The organism is Spiractinospora alimapuensis (genome assembly GCF_018437505.1).
GTDB lineage: Bacteria > Actinomycetota > Actinomycetes > Streptosporangiales > Streptosporangiaceae > Spiractinospora > Spiractinospora alimapuensis.
The window spans coordinates 2,084,506-2,103,861 of the sequence record NZ_CP072467.1; the positions used below are offsets into that span (position 1 = coordinate 2,084,506).

17 protein-coding genes and 1 pseudogene are annotated in these 19,356 nt (G+C 68.6%); 8 read left to right on the plus strand and 10 right to left on the minus strand.

The features are described from left to right. The gene (locus J4H86_RS09565) at nt 1-1,023 is read left to right on the plus strand and encodes an ABC transporter ATP-binding protein (RefSeq protein WP_236543157.1); all 1,023 of its coding nucleotides are present in this window, start codon (nt 1-3) and stop codon (nt 1,021-1,023) included. Next, the gene (locus J4H86_RS09570; RefSeq protein ID WP_236543158.1) at nt 1,007-2,047 is read left to right on the plus strand and encodes an ABC transporter ATP-binding protein; all 1,041 of its coding nucleotides are present in this window, start codon (nt 1,007-1,009) and stop codon (nt 2,045-2,047) included. Before J4H86_RS09565 ends, J4H86_RS09570 begins: the two co-directional genes overlap by 17 nt. Before the next feature lie 47 nt (nt 2,048-2,094). On the opposite strand, the gene J4H86_RS09575 is transcribed toward J4H86_RS09570, so the two are convergent. Continuing rightward, entirely contained in the window at nt 2,095-2,691 is a 597-nt protein-coding gene (locus tag J4H86_RS09575; protein WP_236543159.1) for a class I SAM-dependent methyltransferase, read from the minus strand. Between the two features lie 62 nt (nt 2,692-2,753). Here J4H86_RS09575 and J4H86_RS09580 point away from each other — a divergent pair, with 62 nt between their 5' ends. Continuing rightward, nucleotides 2,754-3,215: a MerR family transcriptional regulator gene (locus tag J4H86_RS09580; protein ID WP_236543160.1), complete on the plus strand. Its 462-nt coding sequence runs from the start codon at nt 2,754-2,756 to the stop codon at nt 3,213-3,215. 206 nt (nt 3,216-3,421) lie between these two features. Further along, a complete protein-coding gene (locus J4H86_RS09585; protein WP_236543161.1) occupies nt 3,422-4,276 on the plus strand; it encodes a ComEA family DNA-binding protein in 855 nt (284 codons plus the stop codon). A 72-nt stretch (nt 4,277-4,348) separates the two neighbouring features. On the opposite strand, the gene J4H86_RS09590 is transcribed toward J4H86_RS09585, so the two are convergent. Then, the gene (locus J4H86_RS09590; RefSeq protein WP_236543162.1) at nt 4,349-5,056 is read right to left on the minus strand and encodes an MgtC/SapB family protein; all 708 of its coding nucleotides are present in this window, start codon (nt 5,054-5,056) and stop codon (nt 4,349-4,351) included. 614 nt (nt 5,057-5,670) lie between these two features. On the opposite strand from J4H86_RS09590, the gene J4H86_RS09595 reads away from it, so the two are divergent. The 4 genes from J4H86_RS09595 to J4H86_RS09610 all read left to right on the plus strand — a co-directional run bounded on the left by J4H86_RS09595 (nt 5,671) and on the right by J4H86_RS09610 (nt 11,389). Further along, a complete protein-coding gene (locus tag J4H86_RS09595; protein WP_330932509.1) occupies nt 5,671-7,632 on the plus strand; it encodes a heavy metal translocating P-type ATPase in 1,962 nt (653 codons plus the stop codon). A 68-nt stretch (nt 7,633-7,700) separates the two neighbouring features. Beyond that, entirely contained in the window at nt 7,701-8,066 is a 366-nt protein-coding gene (locus J4H86_RS09600; protein WP_236543163.1) for a DUF4333 domain-containing protein, read from the plus strand. A gap of 481 nt (nt 8,067-8,547) precedes the next feature. Then, the gene (locus J4H86_RS09605; RefSeq protein ID WP_236543164.1) at nt 8,548-10,761 is read left to right on the plus strand and encodes a tripartite tricarboxylate transporter permease; all 2,214 of its coding nucleotides are present in this window, start codon (nt 8,548-8,550) and stop codon (nt 10,759-10,761) included. Between the two features lie 391 nt (nt 10,762-11,152). Next, nucleotides 11,153-11,389 carry a DUF397 domain-containing protein gene (locus J4H86_RS09610; RefSeq protein WP_236543165.1) on the plus strand — a complete coding sequence of 79 codons (237 nt, stop codon included), beginning with the start codon at nt 11,153-11,155 and terminating at the stop codon, nt 11,387-11,389. A gap of 301 nt (nt 11,390-11,690) precedes the next feature. On the opposite strand, the gene J4H86_RS09615 is transcribed toward J4H86_RS09610, so the two are convergent. The 8 genes and pseudogenes from J4H86_RS09615 to J4H86_RS09645 all read right to left on the minus strand — a co-directional run bounded on the left by J4H86_RS09615 (nt 11,691) and on the right by J4H86_RS09645 (nt 18,722). Continuing rightward, nucleotides 11,691-12,557, minus strand: a complete 867-nt coding sequence (locus tag J4H86_RS09615; protein ID WP_236543166.1) for a helix-turn-helix domain-containing protein — start codon at nt 12,555-12,557, stop codon at nt 11,691-11,693. Between the two features lie 231 nt (nt 12,558-12,788). Further along, nucleotides 12,789-13,331, minus strand: coding sequence for an ATP-binding protein (locus J4H86_RS27615; protein WP_394356468.1), 543 nt, complete (start codon nt 13,329-13,331; stop codon nt 12,789-12,791). A gap of 124 nt (nt 13,332-13,455) precedes the next feature. Next, on the minus strand, nt 13,456-14,313 hold the full coding sequence (locus J4H86_RS09620) for a glycerophosphodiester phosphodiesterase (RefSeq protein WP_236543167.1): 858 nt from the start codon (nt 14,311-14,313) through the stop codon (nt 13,456-13,458). A 550-nt stretch (nt 14,314-14,863) separates the two neighbouring features. Beyond that, nucleotides 14,864-15,598, minus strand: a pseudogene (locus J4H86_RS09625) (threonine aldolase family protein); the annotation flags it as partial. A 41-nt stretch (nt 15,599-15,639) separates the two neighbouring features. Continuing rightward, nucleotides 15,640-16,590, minus strand: coding sequence for a serine hydrolase (locus tag J4H86_RS09630; protein ID WP_236543168.1), 951 nt, complete (start codon nt 16,588-16,590; stop codon nt 15,640-15,642). Further along, complete coding sequence (locus J4H86_RS27420; protein ID WP_330932510.1) at nt 16,544-17,503, minus strand: energy-coupling factor transporter transmembrane component T family protein; 960 nt, start codon at nt 17,501-17,503, stop codon at nt 16,544-16,546. Before J4H86_RS27420 ends, J4H86_RS09630 begins: the two co-directional genes overlap by 47 nt. Beyond that, nucleotides 17,500-18,183, minus strand: a complete 684-nt coding sequence (locus tag J4H86_RS09640) for an energy-coupling factor ABC transporter ATP-binding protein (protein WP_236543963.1) — start codon at nt 18,181-18,183, stop codon at nt 17,500-17,502. Before J4H86_RS09640 ends, J4H86_RS27420 begins: the two co-directional genes overlap by 4 nt. A 17-nt stretch (nt 18,184-18,200) precedes the next feature. Then, nucleotides 18,201-18,722 carry a biotin transporter BioY gene (locus J4H86_RS09645; protein ID WP_236543964.1) on the minus strand — a complete coding sequence of 174 codons (522 nt, stop codon included), beginning with the start codon at nt 18,720-18,722 and terminating at the stop codon, nt 18,201-18,203. Nucleotides 18,723-19,356 lie beyond the last annotated feature (634 nt).

Below are 19,356 nucleotides of genomic sequence, written 5' to 3' on the forward strand. Positions count from 1 at the left end.
GTGACCCTGCAGACCAGGGACTCAGACAGCCGCTCCGGGGCGCTACTGGAGGTCGAGGACCTCGAGGTCGAGTTCCACACCCGCGCGGGCATCGTCAAGGCCGTCAACGGCGTGAGCTTCAGCGTGGACCCCGGCGAGACACTGGCCGTACTGGGCGAGTCCGGATCCGGCAAGAGCGTCACGGCCCAGACCATCATGGGCATCCTGGATATGCCGCCCGCGGTGGTCAAGGGTGGATCCATCCGGTTCCGTGACTCCGACCTGCTCACCATGTCCGACGCCGAACGGCGGAAGATCCGCGGTGACGGCATAGCCATGATCTTCCAGGACGCGCTCTCCGCGTTGAACCCGGTGTTCACCGTCGGCTGGCAGATCGCGGAGATGTTCCGGGTCCACCGCGGCATGTCCCGCTCGGACGCCAAGAAGAGGGCGATCGAGCTGATGGAGCGGGTCCACATCCCCGCCGCCGCCAAACGGGTCAACGACTACCCGCACCAGTTCTCCGGCGGTATGCGCCAGCGCATCATGATCGCGATGTCGATCGCCTTGGACCCCGAGATCCTCATCGCCGACGAGCCCACCACCGCCCTCGACGTGACGGTGCAGGCCCAGATCATGGAACTGCTCGGGGAACTGCAGCAGGAGAGCGGGATGGGGCTCATCCTCATCACGCATGACCTCGGCGTCGTCGCCGACATCGCCGACCGGACCTCGGTCATGTACGCGGGTCGCGTCGTGGAGCAGGCCGGCGTCTTCGAGGCCTACGAGGCTCCCGCCCACCCCTACACCCGTGGCCTGCTCGACTCCATCCCACGGCTGGACCAGAAGGGCGGTGACCTGCACGCGATCAGCGGGGCGCCGCCGGACCTGCTGAACATGCCCTCGGGGTGCGCGTTCAACCCACGGTGCCGCTTCCGCAAGGAGGACTGCCTCACCGCGGCACCGCCGCTGTACGAGATCGGTGCCGGACGCCGCGCGGCTTGCCACTACCACCAGGAGGTTCTCGATGACGCAGAGCGGTGACCTCGCGACACCGTCGGCGGAGCCCGTCCTGGAGGTCCGCGACCTGGTCAAGCACTATCCGCTGACGCAGGGGGTCCTGTTCAAGCGGAAGATCGGGGCGGTGCAGGCCGTCGACGGGGTGAGTTTCTCCCTGCGGCCGGGCGAGACACTCGGTGTCGTGGGCGAGAGCGGGTCCGGTAAGTCGACGCTGGCCAAGATGCTGGTGGGTCTGGAGCGTCCCACCTCGGGCTCGATCGAGGTCCATGGCTTGGACGTCGCGAGCCTTCGGGGCGCGGAGCTGAAGCGGATGCGCCGCGACATCCAGATGATCTTCCAGGATCCCTACACGTCGCTGAACCCTCGGATGACGGTCGGCGACATCGTGTGTGAGCCCTTCGCGATCCACCCCGACGTCGTGCCGGTGGCGGAGCGACGGGGCCGCGCCCAGGAACTCCTGGAGGTCGTGGGCCTCAACCCGAACCACATCAACCGCTATCCCCACCAGTTCTCCGGTGGACAGCGCCAGCGCATCGGTATCGCGCGGGCACTGGCACTGCGGCCCAGCATCATCGTGTGCGACGAACCGGTGTCCGCGCTGGACGTCTCCATCCAGGCGCAGGTCATCAACCTGTTGGAGAAGCTGCAGGACGAGTTCGGGCTCGCCTACATCTTCATCGCGCACGACCTGTCCGTGGTGCGCCACATCTCCGACCGGGTCGCTGTGATGTACCTGGGGCGGTTCGTGGAGTCGGGCTCGGACACGGCGATCTACGAGAACACCAGTCACCCCTACACCCAGGCCCTGCTCTCCGCGGTTCCCAACCCGACGCCGGTGGGGCGGGACTCGCGGGAACGCATCCTGCTGTCCGGGGACGTTCCCAGCCCCGCGAACCCGCCCTCGGGGTGCCGGTTCCGCACCCGGTGCTGGAAGGCCGAGGACATCTGCACGGTGGAGGATCCCGAGCTCACCGTCCGCCCGGGGACGGACCACCCCAGCGCCTGCCACTTCGCCGAGGGGCACGACGTGGTGCGCACCGACGCCTGACACACATGGGCCGGCGGACCGTAGGTTCGCCGGCCCATGTCGTCTGGTCAGTCCGGCCGGTGGGCCGCCACCCGCTCCACCAGTCCCCACCGCAGTCGCTGGTCCCGGTCGATGACGAACCCCCGTTCCCGCACCAGCGTCAGGGGGCGTGACCGAGGCCGGGGACGTCGTCGCTCCCACCAGAGCCACGGCGCCCGCGTGTACTCGACGTGGTCCACGAGCAGAAGCCGACCCCCGGGACGCAGCACGCGCCACATCTCCGCGATGGCGGCGCGCTGGTCGGGGATCGTGCACAGCGCGAGCGCGCACACCACGGTGTCGAAGGAGCCGTCGGGGAACGGCAGCCGTTGCGCGTCGGCCACCCGGAGGTCCACGTTCCGCCCGAGCCGACGGGCGTGGGCGCGTGCGCGCGCCAACATCCCGCGGCTGATGTCGACCGCCGTGAGTTCGACACCCGCGGCGTAGTGCTCGAGATCGCGTCCCGTCCCCACCGCGATCTCGAGCGTCACTCCTCGCGCCCGACCACAGAGCCACGCGCGACTGTCGGAGATGACGATCCCCTCCAGGGAAGCGCCTCTGTCGTACCGTGGGGCGGCCTCGTCCCAGCGCTGCCGCACCTGTGCCGTCGCGTCGTCGTCGACCATCCCGCCGCACCTCACTCTCCGTGGTGTTGACTCGTACCCCCACTGTGGAAGTTAATGTCGGCATGAAGTCAAACCCGGATGACATGTCCATCGGTGAGCTGGCGGAGCGGTTCGACCTCGCCACCCATGTCCTGCGCCACTGGGAGTCCGTGGGCGTGATCCAGCCCTATCGACGACCCAACGGCCACCGGCGCTACGGCAGGGAGCACATCGCGCGCGTCGCCGTGATCCTCGCCGGGCAGGAGGTGGGGGTCAGCCTTGAGCGGCTGCGGGAGCTCGTCCACGCGGAGACTGGTGCGGCCCGCCGCGACCTGCTGCGACGTCAGGCCGACGAACTCGACGAGCGGATCGCGCGGCTCCGCACCGCCCGCGAGGTCATCGAACATCCGCTGCACTGCCCGTCCGGCGACTTCTACTCCTGCCCCGATTTCCACGCGCGTCTCGTCGCCCTCACCGAGGGTGAGTGCGCGCCGCCGTCCAGGGATCGCCAACTGTTGCCCGCTCCCACTCCCTTTCCCCGGTAGCGGTTCACCCCGCTATGGCATATCGGGGTGCACACCCACATGCTCGGGGTGTGGGAATTCTGATGGGGGTGGAGAAATCCTGAAGAGGCAGGGGGAGGGTGGGGGGTGAGGTGGGAGAATGGGGGCCAATCCCCCCGTTTGTTCTCCGGGAGTGAAGACACGCCGCCGTCGCGGACGCTTCCGGCCCACGCGCAAAGGAACACACCGTGGCCAACAACCCCGTGTGGAGTGCACCGCCGAACGCCCCTTCCGGCGCCGACCGCGCGCTCGTCCGTCGACGACGCCTCCTGCTGTGGGGCGGGATCGTCTGGGTCGCGCTCGCTCCACTGAGTCTGGGCCTCCTGGCCGCCTTCACCTTCAGCTTCGCCGCCGCCAAGCGACGCTCGGTCGCGACCGTCATCGCGGCGGTGGTCTTCTCGGCCGCCCTGGTGGGACTCCTCCTCACGGTCGACATCGAGGAGACCATCGTGTTCGACGCGCTGTTCATCGGGAACCTCGTGGTGTCGACCTCCGCCGCGCTGATCCTGCGTCCCCACGTGTTCCCTCTCCCCGCGGCACCCCCTCCCCCGGCGGCGCCAGCTCCTCCAACCGTTCCGGCACCGCCGTCCGCGGTGTCCACGCCAGCGACCCCCCACGCGTGGACCGGGCACGTCCCGGTCGCCGCCCGGCACGCGCCGAACCCGACGCCCTCGTGGCCACGGGCCGACCATGTCGCCCCAGCGGCGACGAACGCCCCGTCGCGCGAGGCGACCGAACAGCGCCGTACCCGCCGCGAGGAGGCTCGCGCCCTGGCCCACCAGGATCCGACGACCGCGATCGAACTCGGGATTGGTCGCCCGGACCGGGCGACCAGTTACGACGACGGCGGCCTGGTCGACCTCAATCGGGCCCCACAGGAGGCGCTGGCCCAACTGCCCGGCGTGGGCGCTCACGGGGCGCGGGCGATCGTGCTGACGCGTACGGAGCTCGGCCCGTTCGTGTCGGTCGCGGACGCGATGATCCGAGCCGACATCCCGCCGGGTCTGGAGGCCGAGGTGGCCGAGTACGCGGTGGTGTTCTGAAGGGCCCGCCGCCCAGACGTAGGGCCGGCGGGCCCCGCCGGCCCTACGTGGGGCTCGTGACCTCGGCGCCCGCTAGGCTTCGGCCTCGTCGAGGGCCTGCCAGCGCACCGAGCTCACGCCGGGTTCCAGGCTCAGCCGGCTGACGGCCTGCTCCAGGAGGGCGTGTTGCTGTCCGGTCGTCGTCAGGTCCGCCTGGACCGCGACGTGTTCGCCGTCGCCATTGATGTGTTCGCTGTGCAACGAGCGCAACGTGAAGTTGCCTCCGGAGAGGGTTTGGATCAGCAGGGCGCGCACGTGTGCCTCCTGTTCGTCGCGGCAGACGACCCGCAGGAGGTACGAGGTGAGGAACTCGCTGCTCGCGGAGGCGACCCCGCGTTCGACACGACGCGAGATGGGGCGCAGCACGAGGTTCGCGGCCATGACCGTCGCCGCGCCGACGGCGGCGCCGGCGTACTGCCCTCCCCCGGCCAGCACGCCGATCGCGCCGACGCACCAGATGGTCGCCGCGGTGGTCAGACCGCGTACGTTGACGCCGTCGCGCAGGATGACACCCGCACCAAGGAATCCGATGCCCGAGACCACCTGTGCGGCGATTCGGGTGGGGCTCACGTCGTCCAGGTCAGCCGACAGGAGAACGAAGAGGGCCGCCCCCGTGGCGACCAGCGCATTGGTGCGAAGGCCCGCCATCCGGGACCGCCACTGTCGCTCGAAGCCGACCATGGCTCCCAAGAAGAACGCACACCCGACGCGCAGGAAGATCTCCCACCAGTCCAGCTCCATAGACAATTACCCCCAGGGACGAATGATCCGGCCATTATCCCTCGGGGGCGGAGCACTCAAGCGCCCAGCCTGGCCTTCAGTCGTGAAGCCGCAGCTCAGAGCACACCAGGAATCGGGGCCCGGCTGCTGACGTGGGCGGCGGTGTACCCCGGCCCAGAGGTGGGACTCCGGGACGTTCTCACGGCGTCACGCAGCCGAATCCGCACCGTCTCCCGGTTCGACGCGAGGTGTGGCCCCGCCGGGCTCCCGCACGCCGCCGTGCGGACGCGTTCCCAGAGGTGTGCTGGTCAGGCCGTGATCCGCGATTCCACCCGCCGTCACGTGGCGTCACGGCGCGGCGTCTTGATGTATACCCGTACGGGGTATAACGTCCTCGGGACACGTGCGAGATGCCAGGAGGAGTGATGGACACCCACGACTCCCACCATTCCCCCTTTGGTCGTGACGGACACGCGCGCAACGCCGACGACGACGGGAGCGGGTCCGGAGGTCCCAGGGGTGACGGCCGGCCGCACCGCCCCGAACCGCGCCCCGGAAGGCGTACGAGCACGGGGACCCACGGCTCCAACGGGGGTCATGGGAGTGGCCACGGAGGGCATGGCGACCATGCCTCCATGTTCCGGGACCGGTTCTGGCTGTCCCTCGTCTTCACCGTGCCGATCGTCTGGCTGAGTCCACACATCCAGATGTGGTTCGGGTACTCCGTCCCGGACATCCCCGGCCTGCCCTGGGTCTCGCCGTTCCTCGGCACCCTGGTCTTCCTCTACGGCGGCTGGCCCTTCATCACCGGTGCGCTCTCCGAGATCCGTGCTCGCCAGCCCGGCATGATGCTCCTGATCGGCATGGCGATCACGGTCGCGTGGGTGGCCAGCCTGAGTGCGAGTCTCGGGTTCTTCGACGTGGAGGTCTGGTGGGAGCTCGCGCTCCTGATCGACATCATGCTGCTCGGGCACTGGATGGAGATGCGCGCCATCGGGCAGGCGCGTGGGGCGCTGGACGCGCTGGCGGATCTCCTGCCGGACACCGCTGAGCGAATCGGGGACGACGGCGCGCCCCACCCCGTCCCACTCTCCGGGCTGCGGGTCGGTGACCACGTTCTCGTTCGTCCGGGAGGGCGGATCCCCGCCGACGGACGCGTCGTCGACGGTGAGGCGGCGGTCGACGAGTCGATGATCACCGGCGAGTCCGTCCCGGTGACCCGCGGCGTCGACGATCACGTGGTGGCCGCGAGCGTCGCGACCGACAACGCGATCCAGGTCGAGGTCGACGCCGTCGGCGAGGAGACGGCGCTGGCGGGCATACACCGACTCGTCGCCGAGGCGGAGGCGTCCTCGTCGCGCAGTCAGGTACTCGCCGACCGGGCCGCGGCATTGCTCTTCTACCTCGCCCTGCTCGCCGCGATCCTCACCGCCGTGGTGTGGACGCTCCTCGGGGAGCCGGGAAACGCCGTAGTTCGCTCGGTCACCGTGCTCATCATCGCCTGCCCCCACGCGCTGGGGCTCGCGATCCCCCTGGTCACGGCGATCGCCACCGCCAAGTCCGCGCGCAACGGCATCCTGGTCAAGGACCGGCTGGCGATGGAACGCATGCGGCTGGTGGACACCGTCCTCTTCGACAAGACCGGCACTCTCACGACCGGCACGCACCAGGTCATCGGGATCACGGCAGCGTTGGGCGACGACGACCGGGTCCTGGCGACCGCGGCCGCCGTCGAGGCGCAGAGCGAACATCCTCTGGCGCGCGCGGTCGTGGCGGCCGCCCAGAGCCGTTCGCTCTCCGTACCCACGGCGCGGGACTTCACGTCGATGGCCGGCCGTGGGGTGCGTGCCACCATCGACGGCACCACCACGATGGTCGGCGGCCCGGCGCTTCTGCGCGCGCGGGGGCTGGACGCACCGCACGCCCTGTTGGGCGCCACCGGATCCTGGACGGATCGCGGAGCCACCGTGCTCTACGTCGTCCGCGGCACGGAGGTGATCGGCGCGGTCGCGCTGGCCGACCAGCCTCGACCGGAGTCCAGGGACGCCGCCCGGGCGCTGCACGACACGGGACTGTCGGTCGTGATGGTGACCGGCGACGCCCAACCGGTCGCCGAGTCCGTGGCCGCGGACCTGGGCATCGACGAGGTCTTCGCGGAGGTCCTCCCCGAGGACAAGGCGTCGACCGTCTCCGACCTGCAACGCCGCAGTCGCACTGTCGCGATGGTGGGTGACGGGGTCAACGACGCTCCGGCACTCGCCCGAGCGGACGTGGGGATCGCCATCGGAGCCGGCACTGATGTGGCCATGGAGTCCGCCGGAATCGTCCTGGCGTCCGACGACCCGCGTGCGGTCGTGTCCGTACGGCGGTTGAGTGTCGCCAGCTACCGCAAGATGGTGCAGAACCTCTGGTGGGCGGCCGGATACAACATCGTCGCCATCCCCTTGGCCGCCGGTGTCCTGGCATGGGCGGGGTTCGTGCTTCCCATGGCCGTGGGCGCCGTCCTGATGAGCCTCTCCACGATCATCGTGGCGGTCAACGCCCAGTTCCTGCGCCGTGTGGACCTCTCCCCGACTCCCGTTCCCCGTCGGCGCTGACAGGGACCACACTCCCGACACACCGAAGAGTGCTCGCGTCACCAAGGAATTACCGAGAGCATCGGACCATGACGAGCACCCGATCGCGCCAGGCCCGAATTCCGCGGATCCCTCTGGGCGCGGCGGTCTTCGCCGCGTTCCTCGCCGCATCCGGTTGCCAGTCTGAGCTGAACGAGGCCGAGCTCACCTCCGAAGTGGTGGACTCAGGGGAGCTCGCGAGCCAGATCAGCGCGCGGCTGGCGGAGCAGTTCGACCGGGAGCCGGACTCGCTGCACTGCCCGGACGACCTTCCGGCGCTGGAGGGAGCCTCGGTGACCTGTGCGCTGACCGACACCGACCACGTCTTCGACATCACGGTGACAACCACGAGCGTGGAGGGGGAGACCGTGAACTTCGACTTCGCGGTGGCCGAAGAGCCCCGGGACGCCAACTGACGCACGGCACCCGACCCGCGACGATCCCGGCGAGGTTCGTGCGCGGGCGCCACGGTCAAGGGGACGCGTCGCCCAGGACGCGAACGCGGGTCACCGGGCTCGCGGCAGTTGGGTAACAAGTCCGTGGCCGTTGCCTATCCATGTCCTCGAACACCCCGGGCACGTATTGACGGTCGGGAGGCCGTCTTCTAACGTCTCCCAACGTTCGTGCTGTGCATACGTGTTTGGCATCTGAACTCCTGCCATTCCTCCTTCGCCGCGTCTTTGACCGTCACTTCGGCCGCGCGTCGCGCCCGCGACACCCATGGCCAGGGAAGCCGTCGATTTCCGGACATGGTTGGATAAGACCCAGACGCCCTGAGGTGTCCACTCACCCCTGACGCGGGACGCCGGCGTTCCCCTGATCCGACCGCGCATTCGTCGACGCGGCGGCTCACTGGGATGTTCCAGGGCGAAACAGTCCTCGCACCAGGAGTAACCCGTGTTAGACGCCCTCCTTCAGGCTCTCACCCTGATGTTCACCCCCATGGGAATCCTGTGCCTACTGGCTGGCGCGGCCGTCGGGCTGACATTCGGGATCCTGCCTGGACTCGGGGCGAGCCAGGCGATGATCCTGCTGTTGCCCTTCACCTACGGGATGGACGCGGACTACGCCATCCTGATGTTCGTCGCCATCATGTCCAGCGCGTCCTTCGGTGGCTCCCTGCCCGCGATCCTGATCAACACTCCCGGGACGCCGGCGAACGTCTGCACCACCTTCGACGGCCATCCCATGGCGCTGAAGGGGCAGGCGACCCGCGCCATATTCCTCTCGGCGGCGTCCTGTGTCGCCGGAACCATCGTGGGAGCGGCGGCCCTCTACGCGTTGATCCCCGCGATCTCCTCGATCATCACCGAGTTCACCACGCGCGAGACCTTCTGGCTCATCATCTTCGGCATCACGATGATCTCCCTGGCGTCGAAGGGCAACACCATCAAGGGGCTCGTGGCCGGCGGGCTCGGTCTCCTGCTGGCGTTCGTGGGCCGGAACTACGTGTTCCCCGGTGAGCGCTTCACGCTCGGTATGGACTTCCTCTACGACGGGATCCCGGAGATCGCGTTGCTGGTGGGGCTGTTCGCGGTCACTCCGATGATCTTCATCGGCACCAGGCGGTACGTCGTCGATCCAAGCGTCACGAAGTCGGCCGCGGGCGCCACCGCGCGCGGCACCTACGTCCAGCAGGCCAGACAGGGCATCGGCGACGTCCTCCGCCGCCCCGGGCGCACTCTGGGCAGCTCCCTGTTCGGCGTGCTGATGGGAATCGTGCCCGCGGTCGGTGGAGCGACCGCCGCGTTCCTCAGCTACCTGCTGAACAAGCAGACCTCCAAGCACGCGAACGAGTACGGCAAGGGTCACCCTGAGGGGGTCATCGCCTCGGAGGCCGCCAACGACTCGAAGGACGGCGGAGGGCTCATGCCCACCCTGGCCTTCGGCATCCCCGGCGACATCAACACCGCGATCCTGCTCGGCGCCCTGCTGATGCACGGGGTCTCGATCGGCAGCACCCTGTTCAACCAGAACCTGCGGCTGGTCATGGTGATCATCCTGGCACTGGTCCTCGGCCAGATCGCCGTGGCACTGATGGGCGCCGCGGCCACCCCGTTGGTGTCGCGCGTGACGACCGTGCACACCTCCTACCTGGTGCCGATCGTGGTGAGCTTCTCGTTCGTTGGCGCCTATGTGTCCAAGGGCAGCGTCTGGGACATCTCCATCGTGGTCGCGCTCGCCGTCCTCGGCTACTTCCTCCACCTGTTCAACTACCCGGCCGTGGTCCTCATCCTCGGCTTCCTCCTGGGCGTCGACGCGGAGCGTTCCTTCGTACAGACGATGACCATCTCGCAGGGCTCGATCGCCGGGTTCTTCGAGGGTTACATCGTCTGGATCATCATCGGGACGATGATCGCGACCTTCGCCGTCACCGGCTTCATCGGGCGCCGCCGCGTCGACACCGGCGACGGGAGTGGTGAGCCCGCCGACGGGTCAGACGGCCCCGGGCCCCGGAACCGCTCCGACTCCACTGACGAGCCGGGCGAGCTGGCCGTCACTCCGGCCGCGGGGACAGGCACGGCGGCGACCGCGACGGCCATCGCGACCGAGCCCACCGTGCCGGTCTCCGGGCCACGCAAGGAGGAACGCGTGATCGGCATCGCCTTCGCGGTCTTCCTACTGCTGGCCATCGGCGGGTTCATGCTCGCGGCACGCTCCTACGACGACGGATCGGGAACCTTCCCACTGGCGATCGGCGCCATCACCGGAGCCCTGATGCTCGTCGTGCTGGCATCGGAGATCTCCCCCCGAGTCAAACGAGGCATCGCGAAGATCGACGCCGGGACTCCCGACATGGCGGAGGCGGAGGAACGCCCAGAGGTGTCCTACACCGCGCTGGCCCGCAACCTCCAGGTACTGGGCTGGGTGGTGGTGTTCGCCGCTGTCGTCATCTACCTCGGGTTCATGGCCTTCGCCCCGTTGGTCTTCGCCTACATCGTGCGCCGCGGCGGTATGGGGATGTGGCGCAGTGCCCTGGCGCTCTCGCTCACCGTCGGCGTGATCATGTACCTCACCGCGGTGTACGCACCACAGATGTACTGGGTGGGCGGCGCCCTGAAGCTCATTCCCGGTGTGGTCGGCGGAGGCGTGGTTCCCACCCTGTTCTGACCCTGTGCACCGAGTCCACCGAGGTGGCGTGATCCGGCGCGGCGCGGATCACGCCACCTCGGCGTATCGGGAGACGCCCGCGCGGCGGCGTTCGTTCCCGCGCGAGGCGGCCGGATGCGGCACCAGAAAAGCTTCCGGAAGATCGCGATCTCTCATGCTATTCCAATGCACGTGCGCTATCGTATTCAAAGTACGATGCAAACGCACGTGCATTTGGCCATGCAGCGGGATGGGAGGTGCGATGTGGGTATTCAAGGAGAAACCGGACAACGCCACCCCGCTACCCCCTCTACCCAGCGGGCCCTTCCGAGGTGTGGCTGCTCAGGCGTGTCGTGGACGCCCCAATCACCGCGACACGCATTCCGTATACGTAGAGTTAGGAGCTTCTTGGATGAACAGCGCGCCGAATGGCATCGCCAGCACTGCGCTCCAGGGAGTCACGTGGGTCAAGAGCCGCAGGAGCAACTCGCGCGGTAACTGCGTGGAACTCGCCCGACTGGACGACGGATCGATTGCTGTGCGCAATTCCCGCTTCCCCAGTGGCCCCGCCCTGGTCTACACCCAGGCCGAGATCGACGCTCTCATCCTGGGCGCGAAGGACGGAGACTTCGACAACTTTCTGAGCTAACGAGGCGCTCGTTGGCGGGGGGATACAGCGCAGCGTCAACGTCACATCGCTCATCCACCGCGCGCGGCAAGCGCCGCCTCAGACGGCGGGGAGTTCCTCAACGGTCGGGACGGGACTCCCCGCTCCTCAATTCCACGGCCCCCACGGCGGGGACCGCCCCACGGTGCCACCGTGGAACCACACACGTGTTCTCGGGGTTCCACTGGATGGCGTCCCAGTCACGCCGAAGGAAGCGGGGACGTCTCCCGGTTCCCGCGAGACCCCGGGTCGGACGACGGCCCCCGGGCACGGGACGCGCTCGCTAGAGGTCCTTGATGATGGCGGTCAGGACGTCCGGTGTCTTCCCCGGGGTCTGACTGGCCACACTCAGCCGCTCCATCACCATCGTGTAGACGTCCACGTCCTCGCGCTTGTCCAGATAGAGAGCGCCGGTGAGCTGCTCCAGGTAGACGACGTCGGGAAGGTCGAACTCCGGGAACCGCAGAATCGTGAACGGCCCACCCTCCGCGGCGTGTGCCCCGATCCGGAACGGCACGACCTGGATGGTGATGTTGGGGTGGTCGCAGAGCTCCCGGATGTGTTCGAGCTGCTCCCGCATGATCTGAGCGCTACCCATGGGCCGGCGCAACGCGGCCTCGTCCATGATCGCCCACAGCCGCGCCTGGTGCAGCTCGGTGACGCGGCGCTGGCGTGTCATGCGCACGGTGACCCGACTATCGATCTCCGACTCGCCCGCCTCGGGGTCCCCGCTGGCGATCACACTACGCGCGTACGCCTCGGTCTGCAGGAGACCCGGGATGAACTGCACCTCGTAGGTACGGATCCGGGTCGCGGCCTCTTCGAGGCCGACATAGGAGGGGAACCAACTGGGCAGTGCTTCGCTGTGTTGCTGCCACCAACCCGGCTTGTTGGATTCCTCCGCCATGGTGAGCAGGTCGTCGCGTTCCTGGGGGTCGTTGACCCCGTACAGGGTGAGGAGGTCTTCGACGTCGCGCTTCTTGAACCCGACGCGCCCGAGCTCCAATCGACTGATCTTCGATTCGGAACCCCGGATGCGGTAGCCCGCATCCTCCCGGCTGATCTGCCTCGACTCGCGCAGCTTGCGAAGCTGGTGCCCCAGCAGGATACGGCGGACCGTCGGCCCGCTTCCCGGCTGAGCAGCATTCACCGCAGATACCTCCCCAGACCTCGCCACGCGACGGAACCTCTCCCGTCAGGAACCGCTCCCATGAACCGTCAAGCGCGACTGTCACACGATACTGGCCCGAGGAGCCGCACGCCCCGCCGTGCGCGCTCCCAACCGAATCGCAGTCCAAAGTGTGCCTGATCTCGCCGCCGTTGTGAATCCTGGGACCATTACGGATCGGACCAAGATCACATCGGTGGAGCTCAGGTCACCTCATGAAAGCAGAGCCCAAACGAACTTCCCATGGGGGTAAACCGGAGTTACTCCCCATTGCCGACTGAAGCAGGCGACGAGTTGCAGGCCGCGTCCCGTCTCCGCCATGAAATCAGGCTCACGCGGCGACGGCAAAAGATCACTGTGGTCCCGCACCGCACAAACGAATTCATCTCCTCGGTGAAGCGCCACGACCTGCACCGCGGCTGCCTCCCCACGCGCTGGCGCCGGCGTGTGGCGCAATGCGTTAGTCAGCAACTCCGAAACGATCAACTCGACGTCGCTGACAACGTGGCCCATTCCCCAATCACAGGCGGTAGCGCGAAATAGACCCCGTGCTACCTTGACCGATTCTGAGTCGGGTTCAAGGTGCCACGCCGCGCGATTGTCACCACGATTGGCGAAGTCCAGAACCCCGTCGTGACCGCGGAGTGCCGCGACCCACCACGAGTTCTCCGACAGGACCGCACCGCTGAGGCCTGGCGGATCCCATGCCCACTCAGCCGTGCCGTGTCCCGACTTCTGGGTGGAGTGTCCGGTCACCGCAATCCCCTTGCAGTCGTCTCGGTGGGCTCCCGATTGGCGTGCGACAGCAAGTATCCCCTCTAGACCATGCAGATGCAAGAGCCGAATGCACGTGCATGCGCCTCTTGCAGACAATGAGGGGTCAACCGTTGGATGTACGCCGATTCGACCGAGGAACCGTGCGCATCCTTCCCGCTGTCCGGTCGTGCCGCACCGTTAGGAAGGCCGTTCCCCGGATGCGTCTTTCCCAACCCGTCCGGACCGCCATCGCCACGCGGTCCGGGAAGTCGGTGATGATGCCATCCACTCCGCTGCGCACGAGGCGCCGGGTGGCCTTGGGACCGTTGACGGTCCAACCGAAGATCTCCAAGCCCAGGGAATGGGCGTAGCGAACCAGGGAGGGACGCACGCGGAGGAAGTGGGGGTTGATGAACTTCGCGTACTCGGCGACCTGGGCCAACGCGAACGCCCCGTACGTGGGAGCGAGCACCGCGAAGTGCGCCTCGGGCACCAGCCGGGCGAGCTGGCGGACGGCCCCGCGATGGAAGCTCTGCACCACCAGACGCCCCGATTCCTCACCCCAGTAGGGATCGGACCGCAGACAGCGCGCGAGCCGCGTCGGCAGCGTGGGATCGGGACGTTCCGCCTTGAGTTCGACCAATGCCCGGAGGCGGTTGTGGCGCAGCACCCCGAGCGCCTCCTGGACGGTGGGTACCCGCTCCCCCTGGAAGCGCGTTCCGAACCACGAGCCGGCGTCCAGACGACGGATCTCGGCGAGGGTGAAGTCTCCGACCCGCCAGGGCCGACGGTCCGGGAAAACACGACACACGTCCGTGGTGCGACGTAGGGAGGCGTCGTGCATGGCCACGAACGCTCCGTCGGCCGTCTGGCGGACATCCAGCTCGACCATCGTCGCGCCGCACTCGCGCGCCGCCACGAACGCGGGAATCGTGTTCTCCGGCGCGTAACAGGACGCCCCCCGGTGCGCGATCACGATCATCGCGCCCACCGGGCCCCACCGACAGCTCCACCACCCACGACCCCGACCGCCTCTACGCTCACACCCTCACCGACGTCCACTGAAGCGCCTGGTCACCGCACCGTGAAGATACCCCGCACAGGAACCGGAACACCGTCGACGCTCCGCGACGGCCAGACGTACGGTGGCTCGTCCGTTCGTGGGCCGCACTCATCGGCCACGGTGGACAACCGCCATCGCCGCCCCACGGTCCCCGCGGCGACGGACAAGGCTGGAGGTGAGCGCGACGGGCGGGGGTGTGACCCGTCGGTCCGGGCCCACCGCGGTGGGTGGAGTCGTTCAGGTGAGCTCGGCGAGGGCCTTCTCCACCGCGGAGAGGGTCGCGGTGATGTCGTCGTCGGTCACGTCCAGGTGCACCACGAGACGGATCAGGTCGGAGCCCATGGACACACATCCCACACCACGGGCCGCGAGGGCGTCGCGCAGCGGAGCGGCCAGGTCCGGGGCGGTGGACGCGGACGATGTTCGTGTTCGCGGTCGCGTCGAGCCCGTCCATGGCGTTCAGGGCGTCGGCCAGGGTGCGGGCACGGTCGTGGTCCTCGCGGACGCGTTCCCTGTGGTGCCGCAGAGCGTACAGCGCGCCGGCGGCGATGATACCGACCTGGCGCATACCGCCGCCCAGGAGCTTGCGGGCGCGGCGGGCCCGGGCGACGGTCTCGACGTCGCCAGCGACGACCGAACCGATCGGGGCGCCGAGCCCCTTGGAGAAGCAGACACTGACGGTGTCCGCGGACGAGGCCACCTCGGCCGGGGTGGCCTCGAGGGCGACGGCGGCGTTCCACAGCCGTGCCCCGTCGAGATGCACCCCCAGTCCGTGGTCCGCGGCGAAGGTGGCGACGCGCCGCTGTTCCGACAGGGGGGTCGCCATGCCGAAGAGGGTGTTCTCCAGGCAGATGAGTCGTGGGCGGGCGCGGTGGATGTCGTCCGCGCCGTGGACCCACCGGTCGAGGGTCTCGTCGCTGGGCGCCCCGTCAGGCGCGTCGAACGGACGTGGGAGTGCCCGGGTCAGTACCGAGACTCCGCCCTGTTCGTGGGTCATGATGTGACTGCGGGCGTGGAGGAGCACCTCGTCGCCGCTGTCGAGACTGGCGAGGAGCGCCGACGCGTTGGCCATGGTTCCCGACGCGACGAACACGGCGGCCGACTTCCCGAGGACCTCCGCGGTCTCCCTCTCCAACGCGTGCACGGTCGGGTCGTCACCGAAGACGTCGTCGCCGACCTCCGCGTCGGCCATCGCACGCCGCATCGCGGGCGTGGGGCGCGTCACCGTGTCTGAACGTAGGTCGATCACTCTTGCCCCTCAGCGTCCATCTCAGGATGTTCCTCTCCGTCCGTCGACGGATCCGTTCCACCGTCGGGGGCCGGCGCCCATCCCGGGTAGAGCCCCGTCATCACCTCGGTCACCACGTCCTCGACGCATTCGACGCCTGCCTCCTGTGAGGCGTGCTGGTCGGAGAAGACGGCGATCAAGAGGTCACGATCGGCCCCGAACACGTGCGCGATGCTGTTCACCGACCAACGGCCCCCGTCGCTGTCGCGGGGGACCCAGCCGTTCTTGATCTCCACCTCGTCCTGCGCTCCGGCGGCGACGGACGCCCCCCACACCTGTTCCGGGGTCACGTCGGCCATGAGCTGTCGGACGTACTCCCGGCTCGCGTCGGAGAGCGGACTCTCCTCGGTCACGATCCCTTCCAACAGGCGCAACGAATCCGTGGTGGTGGTTTGAGTGGACCCCCAGACGCCGCCGGCACCGGGTTCGGTGTCGGCGAAACCGAACTCCGACATCGCGCTCTCGAAGCCCGCGCTGGATCCGATCCGCGCGTGCAGGGTGTTGGCGGGGTCATTACCACTGACGGTGATCATTTCGTCGGCGAGCTGACGTTCCTCGTCGGTCAGGGTCCGGTCCTCGTCCTGCGCCTGCAGCAGGAGGGCGACGAGGATGTTGACCTTCACGGTGCTCGCCGTGGTGAAGAGCTCGTCGTTGGCGTAGTCGAAACTGACGCCGCTGTTGAGGTCGTAGAGGGAGATCCCGAGGCGCACTCCACGGTCGTCGAGGTAGGAGTCGATGGTGTCGGCGATCTCCGCGGAACGGTCCTCCGCCATCTCCTCCGCCGCCTCACCAATCCGCTCCGACTTGGCCACCGGGTCCGGCGCGAGCGACTCGGCGTCCGCGCGAGGGGCGACCTCCGAGCTACCGAACGCCTCCCGTCCCGCCAGGGCGAGAACGAGAATACCCACGAGGGCGCCACAGGAGAAGAGGATCCACGCCGATCGGCGTCGCGCACGGCGGCGCCGGGCACGTCGACTTCGTTGCGGAGGGGACGACACAAACCACCCTTGAAAGGAGACAGGGGAGTAACGATCCGCAAGCGTACCGTCCATGCGTCCGAAAAGACCAGGTGGTGCGTACCGTATTGTCCTGAATTCGCGGCACACGGAACGTTAACCCCGTACACGCAGTGTCAGGATCCTTCGCACCACTTCCCGGTAGGCGAGGGCTGACCCCGTGACCTCGCCGTCGTCGGCCCGACCTGTGTGGGACAGGACGAACTAGTCCACGCCCCGGGCCGCCATCGCCTCTCCCATGGCCTCGGCCGAACGAATCAACGCCACGATCACCGGGACCACGAGCCGGTGCGGCCGCCGGCGCAGCCCCGCGGGCCAGATAGGCCTCCCGGGACCGTCGCCACGCCTGCGCCGCCATGGGAATCGCCCGGATCGCGAGCGCGAGGACCAACGCGGCTCGGTCGGAGGCGACGCCGAGACCGCGCAACGGCCGCAGGACACGTTCGAACATGGCGAGCATCGCGCTGACCGGCGTCGTCAGGCTCAGTAGCGCACCCAGCAACACCATTACGGTGAGCCGCGTACCGACCAAGGCGGCGACGTCCCAACCGGCGAAGAACCCCTGGAACAACACCAGGACCGCGAGGAAGAGCGCCAGAGGCCGCACCACGCGCAGGACCAACGCCAATCCCAGGCGAGCCACCAGGTACAGCGCCAACGCGCCCACCACGCACGCCCCGAGGAACCACGGGTTCTCGACGAGCACGACGGCGGTCACTACGACGATCAACGTCAGGGTCTTCGCCCCCGCGGGCGCGCGGTGGACCCACGTGTCACGGGGCACGTACACCCCCACGACGCTCACTCGTCCGACCCCATGAGCTCCTGGTAGAACGCGACCGCCGGCTCGGGGCGCCCGTCGAAGACCACACGGCCCTCGTCCATCACCAGGACCCGATCGAACTCGGTGAGCATGTCCAGATGGTGTGTGAGGAGCAGGACCCGCTGTGGGAGCGCCCGCAGCGCGCGACGCAGCCGGTGCAGGTTGCGCAGGTCCAGCAGAGTGGTCGGCTCGTCGCAGACCAGCACGCTGGGCTCGGTCGCCAGCACGGAGGCGAGGGCGAGGAGCTGTTTCTGTCCGCTGGAAAGCAGGTGCGCCGGATGGTCCCGGTGTGCCCACAGTCCCCACCGGCGCAGGGTCTCCTCCACCATGGTCGCGGTCTCGGCCGCGGTCCGTCCTCGGTCGCGAAGCCCGATCGCGACGTCCTCCGCGACCGTGGGCATGAGGATCTGCGCGTCGGCGTCGGCGAAGATGAAGCCCACCCTGCGGCGGATCGACCGGGGATCGCGACGGGTGTCGAGCCCGTCCACGCTCACCCGTCCCGAGTCCGGTACGACGAGCCCGTTCAGCGTCCGGGCCAGGGTCGACTTGCCGGAGCCGTTCGCGCCGATGATGCCCACACGACGTTCCGTCAACCGCAGGCTGACGTCACGCAGGACGGGACGGTCGTCATAGCTGTGCGAGACGTTGGAGAGCTCGATCACCGCGTCGCTCTCGTCGCTCACCGCGCGGCTTCCGCTTCCCCGGTGCCACGGCCGGCTGGCGGAACCGGATAGGAGCGATGAACTCCGGCGGCCACGGCGGACGCGATGAGGACCTTGACGATGTCTCCCGGTAGGAACACGGCGAAGCCGGTGATGGCCGCGAACGTCCAGTCCCCGGTGACCACCGCCGTCCACGGGACACCGAACGCGTAGACGACGAGGATCCCGCCCGCCGCGTTGGCGGCGACTCCCCACCAGAACGAGTAGCGGCGACGGCCCGCGCGCAGGAGCCGGTCGGTCAGGAGCCCGATCACCAGCGCGCCCGCGACCCACCCCACGAGGTAGCCTCCCGTCGGCCCGAGCAACGCAGCGATCCCGCTGCGCCCGCCGGGGAGGAGTGGAAGACCGGCGAAGGTCAACGCGAGGAAGGTGACGACCGCGAGGGTGCCCCGCCGCGCGCCGAGGATGCTCGGAGCCAACATCACGCCGAGTGTTTGCAGGGTGATGGGCACAGGCCCCATCGGGATGGCGAACGGCATGCTCAGTACCGCCAGCAACCCCGCGAAGAGCGCGATGAGCGCGAGGTCCCGACCGGTGAGCAGTCGCCGGGCCGGGCGGGGCACGTCACGAGTTTCGTCGTCCACATTGCCTTCTTTGTCGGATTACTACGGCCACGACCATCCTCCTCCGCCGCCCTGCCAGGGGAAGTGCGCGCACGGGCCAGGATCCGTCGGACGAAGGTTGTGGGATCCCACAGTTCTGTGTCCGGGGTCACGGCCGGGCGCGGCACCGGTCACCCCCCGCCGGAGAAGGCGCCCCCAGGAACAGAGCGGGTGGCGGGCGGGAGGACCGTGCGCCGCGCGTCCAGTGGTCGGGGACACGCCTCCGCCCGACACACGAGCCCACTCACACCGAGGGGCGGATCCTGGCCGTTCGGTGCCGAGTGCCTCGGTGGGTTCCCTCGTGGAGTTGGAACGGCGCGACGAACGTCGTCCTGGCGGTCGCGAGCCCCCAACGCTCCGGGAAAACGCGGTGCGTCGAACGACACCACCTCGCCCCACGGTGGGGCGCCACTCGTCGCCGCTGTTCCCGTGACGTGGAGGGCTCGTTCCCCCTCCCCCGCCCAACGCGCTAGGGACTGGTGGCCGGAACGCCAGCTTGTCAGGGCCGTGG

Bases quoted from the DNA above. Each gene is read 5' to 3' on its own strand.
- J4H86_RS09575 (WP_236543159.1), bottom strand. From the start codon at position 2,691: ATGGTCGACGACGACGCGACGGCACAGGTGCGGCAGCGCTGGGACGAG.
- J4H86_RS09595 (WP_330932509.1), top strand. From the start codon at position 5,671: ATGTTCCGGGACCGGTTCTGGCTGTCCCTCGTCTTCACCGTGCCGATC.
- J4H86_RS09600 (WP_236543163.1), top strand. From the start codon at position 7,701: ATGACGAGCACCCGATCGCGCCAGGCCCGAATTCCGCGGATCCCTCTG.
- J4H86_RS09610 (WP_236543165.1), top strand. From the start codon at position 11,153: ATGAACAGCGCGCCGAATGGCATCGCCAGCACTGCGCTCCAGGGAGTC.
- J4H86_RS09620 (WP_236543167.1), bottom strand. From the start codon at position 14,313: ATGATCGTGATCGCGCACCGGGGGGCGTCCTGTTACGCGCCGGAGAAC.
- J4H86_RS09590 (WP_236543162.1), bottom strand. From the start codon at position 5,056: ATGGAGCTGGACTGGTGGGAGATCTTCCTGCGCGTCGGGTGTGCGTTC.
- J4H86_RS09580 (WP_236543160.1), top strand. From the start codon at position 2,754: ATGAAGTCAAACCCGGATGACATGTCCATCGGTGAGCTGGCGGAGCGG.
- J4H86_RS09570 (WP_236543158.1), top strand. From the start codon at position 1,007: ATGACGCAGAGCGGTGACCTCGCGACACCGTCGGCGGAGCCCGTCCTG.
- J4H86_RS09645 (WP_236543964.1), bottom strand. From the start codon at position 18,722: ATGCCGTTCGCCATCCCGATGGGGCCTGTGCCCATCACCCTGCAAACA.